Genomic DNA, 12,206 nt, shown 5'->3' with positions numbered 1-12,206 from the left:
GGTATGAATTTATAAAAATTGCGAGTGATAGTTTTATGTATAGTTAAACACAACAGTGTGTCTCATAGGTTATTGAGGTGATATCTAGTTTCCAACTGATTTGGTGTTTAGTTGTCAGCTATAAGCTTTTAATACCCTGAGTCAGAAAGAAAAAAGCCCCGAACAAATTCGAGGCTTAAGAGCTTAATCAAAACTGGTTAAATCTCTAAGAGATTATTCCCACTCGATAGTTGCTGGTGGCTTACCAGAAATATCGTAAACAACACGTGAAATGCCGTTAACTTCGTTGATAATACGGTTAGAAACCTTACCTAGGAAATCGTATGGTAGGTGTGCCCAGTGAGCAGTCATGAAGTCGATAGTTTCTACTGCACGTAGAGATACAACCCAATCGTACTTACGGCCATCGCCCATTACGCCAACTGAACGTACTGGTAGGAATACCGTGAATGCTTGAGATACTTTGTGGTAAAGGTCAGCAGCGTGAAGTTCTTCAATGAAGATAGCATCAGCACGACGCAGTAAATCACAGTACTCTTTCTTCACTTCACCAAGTACACGAACACCTAGACCTGGACCCGGGAATGGGTGGCGGTAAAGCATGTTGTATGGAAGACCAAGCTCTAGGCCGATCTTACGTACTTCATCTTTAAACAGTTCACGTAGAGGCTCAACAAGGCCCATTTCCATATCATCAGGAAGGCCACCAACGTTGTGGTGAGATTTGATTACGTGTGCTTTGCCAGTCTTAGATGCTGCAGACTCGATTACGTCTGGGTAGATAGTACCCTGAGCAAGCCATTTAGCATTCTTCAGTTTCTTAGACTCTTCGTCGAAGATATCTACGAATACGTGACCGATGATCTTACGTTTCGCTTCTGGTTCAGCTTCACCTTCCAGAGCGTTAAGGAAACGTTCTTCAGCATCAACTTTAATGATGTTAAGGCCGAATTTGTCACCAAACATGTCCATAACCTGCTCGCCTTCGTTTAAACGAAGAAGGCCGTTATCAACAAATACACATGTTAGTTTGTCGCCGATAGCGCGGTGAGCAAGCATCGCAACTACAGATGAATCAACACCACCAGAAAGACCAAGGATAACTTCATCGTCACCTACTTGTTCTTTAATACGTGCAACTGCATCTTCAATGATAGACGCTGAAGTCCACAGACCTTCACAACCACACGCGTTAAGAACGAAGTTCTCAAGCATTTTTAGGCCGTTTTTAGTGTGCGTTACTTCTGGGTGGAATTGAACACCGTAGTATTTCTTATCTTCGTTTGCCATTGCTGCGTATGGGCAAGTGTCTGTCTCTGCGATTTTTGTAAAATCAGCAGGGATTTCAACCACTTTGTCACCGTGGCTCATCCAAACATCTTGAGTCGTCTCAAGGTCAGCGAAAAGTGCAGATTCACCCGTTACTTGTACCGCTGCGTAGCCGAACTCGCGCTCAGTAGACGTTGCTACTTTACCGCCAAGTTGCTCAGCCATCGTTTGCATGCCGTAGCAGATACCGAAGACAGGAACACCTGAATCAAATACGTACTGAGGTGCACGTGGGGAATTCTCTTCCGTTACACTTTCAGGGCCACCAGATAGGATGATACCGTCTGGATTGAATTCACGAATATCCGCTTCTTCTACGTCCCAGCTCCAAAGTTCACAGTAAACACCGATCTCACGAATACGACGAGCTACTAGCTGTGTGTATTGAGAACCGAAGTCCAGAATTAGAATACGTTGGTCATGAATATTTTTAGTCATTGTAAGCAGTCTTATTGGCTATGTGATAAAACGGAGGCGAGTTTACTCACCTCTGATTAACTCTTCAAGAAATAAAGCAAACGTTTTCGTTGGTTATCTGTAAGGCGATGTTTTGCAAAAATCATACGTTCAACAAAACAGGCTTTAGATAAAATAATGTGCCGACTAAATCAGCACATTATTCAAACGTTTGGACGTATTATTAACCTAAACGGTAGTTAGGTGCTTCTTTCGTGATTTGAACATCGTGTACGTGAGATTCTTTCATGCCCGCACCAGAGATACGAACAAACTCAGCTTTAGTACGCATATCTTCAACAGTTGCAGAACCCGTTAAGCCCATGCTTGAGCGTAAGCCGCCCATCTGTTGGTGAACGATCTCTTTTAGACGACCTTTGTATGCGATACGACCTTCAATACCTTCTGGAACAAGCTTGTCTGCAGCGTTGTCAGATTGGAAGTAACGGTCAGAAGAACCTTGAGACATAGCGCCAAGAGAACCCATACCACGGTAAGACTTGTAAGAACGACCGTTATAAAGGATAACTTCACCCGGTGCTTCTTCAGTACCCGCGAACATTGAACCAACCATCACACAAGATGCGCCAGCAACGATAGCTTTACAGATATCGCCAGAGAAGCGAATGCCGCCATCTGCGATTACTGGAATACCGTATTCGTTAGCCACTTCAGCTGCGTCTGCGATTGCTGTTACTTGAGGAACACCAACACCAGTAACGATACGAGTCGTACAGATTGAACCCGGGCCGATACCTACTTTAACCGCACTAACACCCGCTTCGATAAGAGCACGAGCGCCAGCGCCAGTTGCTACGTTACCACCGATGATTTGTAGATCAGGGTATGCAGCACGCGTATCACGGATACGGTTAAGTACGCCTTCAGAGTGACCGTGTGAAGAGTCGATAAGTAGAACGTCTACGCCAGCTTCAACAAGAGCAGCAACGCGCTCTTCGTTACCAGCACCAGCACCAACAGCTGCACCTACACGTAGGCTGCCGCGCTCATCTTTACAAGCGTTTGGTTTACGTTCTGCTTTATGGAAATCTTTCGCAGTGATCATTCCAGTTAGTTGGAAGTCATCATTTACAACAAGAACTTTTTCAACGCGCGCTTCGTGCATTTTCTCTTGAACTTCTTCACGAGTTGCACCTTCTTTAACAGAAGCAAGGCGAGCTTTAGGCGTCATTACTACATCAACTTTCTTAGAAAGGTCAGTCACAAAGCGAACGTCACGGCCAGTAATAATACCAACAAGTTCGTTTGTTTCAGTAACAACAGGGAAACCGGCGAAGCCGTGTTTTTGAGTAAGGGCTACAACATCAGCGATTGTCGCGTCAGGGTTTACAGTCACAGGGTGAGAAACCACACCTGCTTCGTAAATTTTAACCTGGCGAACCATTTCAGCTTGCTGTTCAATAGACATGTTCTTATGAATGAAGCCTATTCCGCCTTCTTGTGCCAGTGCAATCGCTAGGCGAGCTTCTGTCACAGTATCCATCGATGCAGAGATCATTGGGATGTTTAGGGAAATATTCTTCGTCAGCTGAGTGCGAAGATCAGCTGTATTAGGGAGAACGGTGGAGTGTGCTGGCACTAGCAGTACGTCGTCGAATGTCAGCGCTTCTTTGGCAATTCTTAGCATTTGCAATATCTCACAATAATAGGAGTAAAAAGAAACAATCCAATCTCATCGTTTCGCCTAATGAGGGCAGCCAATTAAGGAAAATCAAACTGCATTTGGATTAGATATTGCGGACGGATTATACGGCCAACGAAATCGCTTGGCTACACATTTTTGTGTTTTTAATTTGCATTTACCCCCTTGCTATGTATTATATTGCCGCTATCTTCCATACTCACGCCCTGTGAGATTCTAAGAAAGACCTTCCTTCAAGGAAAGATAGTGCTTCTATGACTAATCCAAACATCTTTACTGTTTCTCGCCTCAACTCAGAGGTTCGTCTCCTATTAGAAAACGAAATGGGAATAGTCTGGCTCGTTGGTGAAATCTCAAATTTCTCTGCACCTGTCTCTGGTCACTGGTACCTCACGCTTAAAGACTCTCGCGCTCAAGTTAAGTGCGCTATGTTTCGTGGCAATAACCGCCGTGTAACGTTTAAGCCTCAGAACGGTAATCAAGTTTTAGTCAAAGCACGTCTGTCTCTTTATGAGCCACGCGGTGACTATCAGCTGATTATCGAAAGCATGCAGCCAGAGGGTGATGGTAAGCTTCAGCAAGAATTTGAAAAACTTAAGATGAACTTAGCGGCGGAAGGCTTATTTGCTCAATCCAGTAAGCAGATTCTGCCAGAACATCCTAAGTGCGTCGGTGTCATCACCTCTAAAACAGGCGCAGCCCTCTTCGATATTCTCGATGTTCTCAAGAGACGCGACCCTTCATTGCCAGTCATCGTGTATCCGACCATGGTACAAGGTGAAGGAGCTTCGATTCAGATCGCTCAAGCGATTGGACGTGCCAATGAGCGCAACGAGTGTGACGTATTGATCGTGGGTCGTGGCGGTGGTTCATTAGAAGACTTATGGTGTTTCAATAACGAGATCGTCGCTCGCACAATTGCAGCAAGCCAAATACCGATTATCAGCGCCGTTGGCCACGAAATTGACGTCACTATCGCCGATTTCGTCGCAGACATGCGAGCTCCAACGCCATCAGCAGCCGCTGAATTGGTTAGCCGTGACAACAGTCATAAAGAGCAAGCTTATGCGTCTAAACGTGCTCGTTTAGTCAGTGCGATTCGTCATGTGTTAATCAAACAAGCGCAATCAACTCAAACGTTGAAATACCGCTTAGAGAAACAACACCCGAGCTACCAACTGCAAAAGCAGAGTCAGCAGCTTGATGACTTAGACATGCGTTTGCGTCGTGGTATGACTCAATACCTAAAACAACATGCACAGCGTGTTGAACGTAAACAGCACCAGCTTCAGCTGAACTCACCAGTAAAACGCCTTGGTGAACAAAAACTGCATCTACAACGTTCAGAGCAAAAACTATTGGATGCAATGGATAAAACACTGCTAACCACTCGCCACCAGCTAGCCATGGCTGCCGAGAAGTTAGAGACCGTTAGTCCACTTGCTACCCTAAAGCGTGGCTACAGCATTACTCATTCAGCATCGAGTAAGACCGTGTCATCGATTAATGACGTAGAAGTAGGTGAAGTGATCACCACTCAAGTTGAAGACGGTGTAATTGAATCGCAAGTGACAACAAGAGTCGCGAAGAGCGAGCTTTAGATTCAACTAGGACGTTAAAAATCATTTAAAACCAGAAAGCCCTATCGAATAATCGACAGGGCTTTTTTGTGTCTATTGGCTTCAAAAGCAAACGAACGGATTCAAACCTTACTCCCTACTCACGACTCAGTCGTAGAAGGCTCCTTCATGGTCAGCATTCCTTCCGTCACAATAAAGTTGATGATGAAGTCCAACCCTTGGCTCTCTTTTAGGTTGGTGAACACGTATGGTTTGGTTGGACGCATGCGCTGCGTATCTTGCTCCATCACCTCAAGTGACGCACCAACATACGGTGCTAAATCGATCTTGTTGATGACTAACAGATCGGATCGTGTAATACCCGGGCCACCTTTACGTGGGATCTTCTCCCCTTCCGCTACATCAATCACGTAGATAGTAAGGTCGGCTAACTCTGGGCTGAACGTGGCACTGAGGTTGTCTCCACCGCTTTCGACGAATACCACATCGAGGTTCTTATGCAGTTTAGCCAGCTCTTCTACTGCAGCTAAGTTCATCGACGCATCTTCACGGATCGCAGTGTGCGGACAGCCACCTGTTTCAACACCAATGATACGATCTGGTTCCAGCGCTTCTGCTCGCGTGAGTATCTTTGCGTCTTCTTGGGTGTAGATATCATTGGTTACTACGGCAATGTTGAGCTTGTCTCTAATCTCCTTACATAGCACCTCTAACAATGCTGTTTTACCAGACCCTACAGGGCCGCCAATACCAATTCGAAGGGGTTGCTTATAACTTTCCATTGTCTACTTCCTTATATTCTTTTTACTACATCGTTCGTGCTAACCGCTACGAACGAAATAGTCTCGTGTATTGTGTTTCGTGCAGTGAACTTGCTAATGCCATTGATGGCGAAAAGCTGCCTATCATCCAATCTTCTATCGTGCGTGCTTTCTCAATGATCTCGGGAAACGTATTGGTGATATTAATCAGTGCCAACTGACCATCGGTTTGACCTAAAGGCACTAACTTGACCCCTGCGGTAACGATGTTTTCAAGCCAACTCCATAAATAACCCTGCTTGAGGCTCTCTAAATCAATACCCCAATGCTGAGCCGCCATACACATGCCCAACAATTGGTTTGGGTGACTATCAACAGAATCCACCAGCGAAATATCGATATCTAAGCGCTTCAATAAGGTGTTCAATGCATGCCCGCGCTGCTTTTCTTCCGCTCGCAATTCACTGGTTTCACGGCTTGAGTACAGGTAGTTACACCAGTGCTCAATCTCATCGAGTTCACCCTTTTCTAAAGCGTGATAAAGGCGCTCTAAGATGGGCAGTTCCAAAGTTGCGACACTGGAACTGACAATGGTATTCAGCCACTGTTCCATGCTATCGCGATTGGTCACCCATCCAGCTTCAACCGCTAACTCTAAACCTTGCGAGTAAGTGAACCCACCAATCGGCAACGATGGACTGATCAATTGAAAGAGACGATAAATGGCGACATTTTCTGTTGTGGTCATACTCTTGCTCTCTGTCTTCTAGAATCAAAAAGTTCGAGAGCTTACGCGCCTAACAGCAATAGTGCGCTTGCTGAAGCCACACCGACCGACATCCATTTAGAGTAAACCGCGCGGCCAACAAACGTACCGACAACCATTAATCCCAGAGCACTGATGCCCATACCGGTTGCGAACTGAGTCAGGTTGCTCGCAGCTTCAACACCGTGTGCGTAACCATGGAAAAACAGCATAGCAATAGAAGCGACCAATACGCTGTTTACACGCTTGGTTGATGGTGAGAACACGTGCCATAAACATAAGCTGACGACGAACAGAGAAGCGATAATGGCTGGCTCAACAATTACAGAGAAACCTAAGGCTTGGCCTGCAATAAGCCCTACCACTAAAGACGCCAATCCACCGCCAATCAGAGCGGCTTTTATCTTGGTTGAAAACGACAATGCGCCAATTAATAGACCAAAAGCGACCAGCATGATCAGGTGATCCATACCAGTCACAGGGTGAGTTAAGCCAGACATAAACGAGTGAGACTCATGAACCGAGTGTGCTCCATGTCCTGGGTGAGCTAAAGCCAATGTTGATGTTGTTAGAGAAGCTATTGTGAAAGTGCATAAGCCTGCAGCTGTTTTAAAGTTCATCGTGAGTTCCTTGCTTTATACCAATCGTAGTAAATAATTGCTCACCCTAGCTTGCTAAAATGCTCGATAACTGCGTTATAATTTTTGATTGTAGAATAACTACTTATCGAAAAATTATGCCTTGTTCTCAAGCCTTTTTTCTGCGCTATTGTTGATCACTTACTTACGGTGATTGGTATTATTGTTATTAATATCGTTGGTGTTTAAATCAATGTTTTTTTGAGTCATCAATGACTCGATTAATGATGGTGGTGATGACCACCCGAGCGACCGCCATAAGCGCCGCCTTCTGGTTCAAACGGTTGTTTCTCGGTGGTCACTTTAGCGCCTAAGCCTTCAACCATTTCATCCAAAACATGGTCGTGTTGATAACGAACCCAACCCGCCTCGACTTGCAGCGGGACATGACGGTTACCAAGGTGATAAGCCACTCGTGTTAACAGGAGCAAGTCTTCACAGTAAACAGTCGAAACAGTTTCTGGTGCCGCTTTCACTTCTACGACTAAACCGCATTCACTTGAGAGTTGTTCGCCACCACGCAAGATATGACCTCGTGGTAGAAACAGCCCTGCATTGCGCCCGTCATCTAGCATCACCTTAAGGCGGCTTTTGATGCGGCTATCAATCGGCAGGCTCAAGTAACCGTCTGGTGCATTTTGTATTTGAGTATTCAGTTGGGTCAGTTCAATCATGCTATTACCTCAATCTCCTTGTGAGATTTATAACGTTCAAAATAGGGTCGCCAAAATAAGAGTGTTCAGTCAAAGAGCCCTTAGCTCAGAGCTAAAACAGGAGTCTTCAGCTCAGAGTTAAAATGAGAGCCCTCAGCTAAGCCTTAAAACAAGAGCCTTCAGCCGAGCTCTTAAAATAGAAAGTATCTCTGAGCCATTGGCAGCTTTTCAGCAGGCTCACAGGTCAGCAGTTCCCCATCGGCGCGTACTTGATACGTCTGAGAATCCACCTCAATCTTCGGCATCCAATCGTTGAGCTTCATGTCGGCTTTGCTAATGTTTCGGCAGTTACTTACTACGCCAATCAAACTCTGCAGACCCAATTGCTTATCGATGTTCTGCGCCTTGGCTTCTTTAGAGACAAACAACATCGATGTGTTCTGACACGCCTTGCCGTAGCTACCAAACATAGAGCGATAGTGAACTGGCTGAGGTGTTGGGATTGAAGCGTTTGGATCACCCATCGGCGCCATGGCGATCATGCCGCCTTTCAAAATCACACTAGGTTTCACACCAAAGAAAGCGGGCTTCCACAACACTAAGTCTGCTAATTTCCCTGCTTCGATAGAACCGATTTCATGAGACATACCATGAGTGATCGCTGGGTTGATGGTGTACTTAGCGACATAGCGTCTTAATCGGAAGTTATCGCTGTAGTCTGAATCTTCTTTTAGGCTGCCGCGCTGAACTTTCATCTTGTGCGCGGTTTGCCAAGTTCGAGTTATTACTTCACCCACTCGCCCCATAGCTTGTGAATCCGAAGCGATCATCGAGAATGCGCCTAAGTCATGAAGAATGTCTTCTGCGGCAATGGTTTCACGGCGAATACGCGATTCAGCGAACGCGACATCTTCGGCAATCGATGGTGAAAGGTGATGACATACCATCAACATATCCAAATGCTCATCGACGGTATTGATGGTGTAAGGTCGTGTTGGATTGGTTGAGGAGGGCAAAACGTTCGGTTCACCTGCAGCACGAATAATATCGGGAGCATGACCACCACCCGCACCTTCGGTGTGATAGGTATGAATCACGCGGTCGCCGATTGCGCCAAGTGTCGATTCAACAAAGCCCGACTCATTCAAGGTATCGGTATGAATCGCCACTTGTACGTCCATCTCGTCAGCTACGCTCAAACAAGTATCGATGGAAGCGGGAGTGGTTCCCCAGTCCTCATGCAACTTCAAACCGACTGCGCCAGCAGCGACTTGTTCACGTAATGCTTCAGGCTGACTTGCATTGCCTTTACCTAACAAACCAAAATTCATTGGGAACTGATCGAGCGATTCCAGCATGCGATGCATGTTCCAAGGGCCCGGCGTACATGTGGTTGCGTTGGTCCCTGTGTTTGGCCCTGTACCACCGCCGATCATGGTAGTAACGCCGGATGCCAACGCCTCTTCAATTTGTTGTGGGCAGATAAAATGAATGTGTGAATCAATACCACCAGCAGTCAAGATTGAACCTTCGCCCGCTAAAATCTCCGTGCCCGGGCCGATCACAATATCAACACCCGGTTGAACATCTGGATTGCCCGCTTTGCCCAATGCCTGAACTCGGCCATCTTTAATTGCGACATCGGCTTTCACGATGCCCCAGTAGTCTAATACGATGGCGTTGGTAATCACCAAATCCGGTGTCTCAGCACTTGGACGTTGGCTTTGCCCTTGTCCATCACGGATAACTTTACCGCCGCCGAACTTCACTTCGTCGCCGTATACGGTGTAATCCTTTTCAACTTCTAGCCATAAATCAGTGTCAGCAAGACGCACTCGGTCTCCAACTGTTGGCCCGAACATTTCGGCGTAAGCCTGTCTGGATATCGTCGCCATGATCAATCCTTTGTTGTTTTAATTATTTCCGTGAAGAGCGCTTAAAGCTTGCCCATCACCTTTCCTTGGAAGCCATAGATCTCTAACTTACCGGCGTAACGCACTAACTCGACGCTGCGCGACTGACCCGGCTCAAAGCGGGTTGCAGTACCAGCAGGAATATTGAGTCGAAAGCCTTTAGTGGCTTCTCGGTCAAAGATCAGCGAAGGGTTTGCTTCATAGAAGTGGTAATGAGAGCCAATTTGAACAGGACGATCGCCAATGTTTTTCACCTTAACGGACGTCGTGTCGCGGCCTTCATTGAGAATGATGTCACCGGGAGCGGTTTCTACTTTTCCGGGAACGAATCCTGAGTATTGTTTTGTTGAACCAGCCATATTACTTCTCCCTACACGATAGGTTCATGAACGGTCACCAGCTTGGTGCCATCAGGAAAAGTGGCTTCGACTTGTACATCAGGGATCATGGAAGGGATCCCCTCCATAACGTCATCGACGGTAAGCAATGTGCGTCCAAAATCCATCAATTCCGAAACGGTTTTACCCTCGCGGGCACCTTCAAGAATGGCACTGCTGATCAGCGCAATAGATTCTGGGTAGTTGAGTTTTAAGCCTTTTTGTTTGCGCTGCTGTGCCAGCATTCCTGCGCAGAAGATAAGTAGCTTATCTTTTTCTCTTGGTGTTAATTCCATTTAGCCGCCCGCTGTTAGTGTTGTTTTCTTAGTGCTCAAAAACGCATGAGCAGTAAGTGGGATTCAAACACAGCAAGCTTTAAAAAATGTACCGAGGGCCGGAAGTCGCCCTCGGTACAAAAAGGGCTAATCGCTAAGTCGCCCAAATCCTTGGTAAATCAGGAGTCGTACCACACAAATGAGAGCGAGTTGCTTGCCATATCTGACCAAAGGCTTGGAGGATGTCTTCACTCCAATACCCCAAGGCTCGCACTACAATCAATCCTTCTATCTGAGTCGCGCCCAATATTAATGTGGGTTCACTCGATATTTTTGATGTAACTGATTGCTGTGAAGCTTGCTGTGTAATAGATAAGAGCAAGCTCTGTACCAACTCTAAATCTTGCTTCTCATTTGAGGTGATATAAAAGGTTCCCATCATTGAATAATCAAGTAACCCCATATTTATCATTAGCTTATCGCCACCGTGAAAATTAAAACCTTCAGTCAGAAGCCTTTGATTATCAAGATAGATTTCTGTTTTCCCAACGAGGTGACCATGCTCGAATCCCTCATTCTGTGCAGGGCGTCCAAAACAGTGCATCTCCCAACCCCAAAATTGTGCACCCTTTTCCAGACGAATTTCAGTGTCTAAACGAACGTGTGCATTGGGGAAAAAGATGTTCTCTTGCGGCATCCATTCCAAGCGTGCATCTTTCTTCACTCGTAGGGTCTGCTTCTGCTTGGCGTACTTGTTGTTTGAGCGATAAAACTTGGTCGCACCGGGTGTGGTGATCAACGCATGTGCACCGCTTTCGATGGTCGCTTCAATATTGAGTGTGTCACCACCTACGACTCCGCCGGGGGGATGAAGTAAGTAGGTGTGACACGTTTCCCCATCAGGATACAAGGGGCGTTGCACCGCAAGCGGACCAGACTGCTGACGATTCTTTAAAACGGTTTTATCACCACGGTCAACAAAGGTGAGGTTTAAGCTCGCTTGCCAACCGTCTCGGATATCTTGCTCGATGGTCTCATTCAGAGACAACACTCCCGCTAAAGAGGTGTTTATTGCTTCACTCGAAGAATATAGAGAGCTCATACGGTTAGGTACTCCTTAATCAAAGACTCATTGAGCCCTTTCATTTCACCTTCTGCTACCTGACGACCACGGTCGAGAATGCAAAATCGGTCACCGACCTTTCTCGCAAATGGCAGCTTCTGCTCAACAAGCAGGACAGTGAGTCCCATCTTCTCGTTGAGCATGCGAATGATGTCACCGATCTCTTGCACGATATTGGGCTGAATACCTTCTGTTGGTTCATCCAAGATCAACAGTTTTGGATTAACTACCAGCGCACGCCCAATCGCGAGTTGCTGCTGCTGACCACCAGATAAGTCACCTCCGCGACGATGCAGCATCTCTTTTAATACTGGGAATATATCGAAGATGAACTCAGGGATCTTACGGTCGCCCTTTTCTCGAATCGGCAAGCCTACTTCTAGGTTTTCTTGAACGGTAAGCATCGGAAAGATCTGACGGCCTTGCGGCACATAACCGATACCTTGGCGAGCACGCTCTTCCGCATCGGTTTTCAAAAGCGACTCACCCGATAACGAAATGTCACCGCTCTCGACCTTAACTAGCCCCATGATGCATTGTAGCAACGTCGTTTTACCGACACCGTTTCGTCCCATTAACACTGTGCACTTGCCTTCAGGGATCTGCATATCCAAATCCCACAGCGTGTGGCTCTCACCGTAATATTGATTAACTGATTTAACCTCTAGCATC

At 46.3% G+C, this 12,206-nt stretch carries 12 protein-coding genes; 1 reads left to right on the top strand and 11 read right to left on the bottom strand.

Annotated elements, in window-relative coordinates:
• Positions 1 to 213: 213 nt before the first annotated feature.
• Together guaA and guaB are read right to left on the bottom strand one after the other, a co-directional pair.
• Positions 214 to 1,767 (bottom strand): glutamine-hydrolyzing GMP synthase, encoded by a 1,554-nt coding sequence (gene guaA / locus L3V33_RS20355; protein WP_017079884.1) that lies wholly within the window; start codon positions 1,765 to 1,767, stop codon positions 214 to 216.
• Between the two features lie 202 nt (positions 1,768 to 1,969).
• Positions 1,970 to 3,433, bottom strand: coding sequence for an IMP dehydrogenase (gene guaB / locus L3V33_RS20350; protein ID WP_004735127.1), 1,464 nt, complete (start codon positions 3,431 to 3,433; stop codon positions 1,970 to 1,972).
• A 269-nt stretch (positions 3,434 to 3,702) separates the two neighbouring features.
• Between guaB and xseA the strand changes: the two genes are divergently transcribed.
• A complete protein-coding gene (gene xseA, locus L3V33_RS20345; RefSeq protein WP_102540578.1) occupies positions 3,703 to 5,049 on the top strand; it encodes an exodeoxyribonuclease VII large subunit in 1,347 nt (448 codons plus the stop codon).
• 119 nt (positions 5,050 to 5,168) lie between these two features.
• On the opposite strand, the gene ureG is transcribed toward xseA, so the two are convergent.
• The 9 genes from ureG to urtE all read right to left on the bottom strand — a co-directional run bounded on the left by ureG (position 5,169) and on the right by urtE (position 12,205).
• Positions 5,169 to 5,810: an urease accessory protein UreG gene (gene ureG, locus L3V33_RS20340; RefSeq protein WP_237291103.1), complete on the bottom strand. Its 642-nt coding sequence runs from the start codon at positions 5,808 to 5,810 to the stop codon at positions 5,169 to 5,171.
• A 46-nt stretch (positions 5,811 to 5,856) separates the two neighbouring features.
• Positions 5,857 to 6,537: an urease accessory UreF family protein gene (locus tag L3V33_RS20335; protein ID WP_237291102.1), complete on the bottom strand. Its 681-nt coding sequence runs from the start codon at positions 6,535 to 6,537 to the stop codon at positions 5,857 to 5,859.
• Positions 6,538 to 6,578: 41 nt separating this feature from the next.
• Positions 6,579 to 7,175, bottom strand: coding sequence for a HupE/UreJ family protein (locus tag L3V33_RS20330; protein ID WP_237291101.1), 597 nt, complete (start codon positions 7,173 to 7,175; stop codon positions 6,579 to 6,581).
• Between the two features lie 239 nt (positions 7,176 to 7,414).
• Positions 7,415 to 7,867 carry an urease accessory protein UreE gene (gene ureE / locus L3V33_RS20325; RefSeq protein ID WP_004735122.1) on the bottom strand — a complete coding sequence of 151 codons (453 nt, stop codon included), beginning with the start codon at positions 7,865 to 7,867 and terminating at the stop codon, positions 7,415 to 7,417.
• A gap of 170 nt (positions 7,868 to 8,037) precedes the next feature.
• Positions 8,038 to 9,741, bottom strand: a complete 1,704-nt coding sequence (ureC, locus tag L3V33_RS20320) for an urease subunit alpha (RefSeq protein ID WP_237291100.1) — start codon at positions 9,739 to 9,741, stop codon at positions 8,038 to 8,040.
• 41 nt (positions 9,742 to 9,782) lie between these two features.
• On the bottom strand, positions 9,783 to 10,118 hold the full coding sequence (locus tag L3V33_RS20315; RefSeq protein ID WP_145565967.1) for an urease subunit beta: 336 nt from the start codon (positions 10,116 to 10,118) through the stop codon (positions 9,783 to 9,785).
• A gap of 11 nt (positions 10,119 to 10,129) precedes the next feature.
• Positions 10,130 to 10,432: an urease subunit gamma gene (gene ureA / locus L3V33_RS20310; protein WP_004735119.1), complete on the bottom strand. Its 303-nt coding sequence runs from the start codon at positions 10,430 to 10,432 to the stop codon at positions 10,130 to 10,132.
• Positions 10,433 to 10,565: 133 nt separating this feature from the next.
• Positions 10,566 to 11,513 carry an urease accessory protein UreD gene (locus tag L3V33_RS20305; protein ID WP_237291099.1) on the bottom strand — a complete coding sequence of 316 codons (948 nt, stop codon included), beginning with the start codon at positions 11,511 to 11,513 and terminating at the stop codon, positions 10,566 to 10,568.
• On the bottom strand, positions 11,510 to 12,205 hold the full coding sequence (urtE, locus tag L3V33_RS20300) for an urea ABC transporter ATP-binding subunit UrtE (RefSeq protein ID WP_017079878.1): 696 nt from the start codon (positions 12,203 to 12,205) through the stop codon (positions 11,510 to 11,512). The genes L3V33_RS20305 and urtE overlap by 4 nt, the downstream gene beginning before the upstream one ends.
• Position 12,206: the final 1 nt, after the last annotated feature.

This window comes from Vibrio sp. A2-1 (assembly GCF_021728355.1).
Classification (GTDB): Bacteria; Pseudomonadota; Gammaproteobacteria; order Enterobacterales; family Vibrionaceae; genus Vibrio; species Vibrio splendidus_K.
This window is presented reverse-complemented; position numbering and strand designations above follow the sequence as displayed.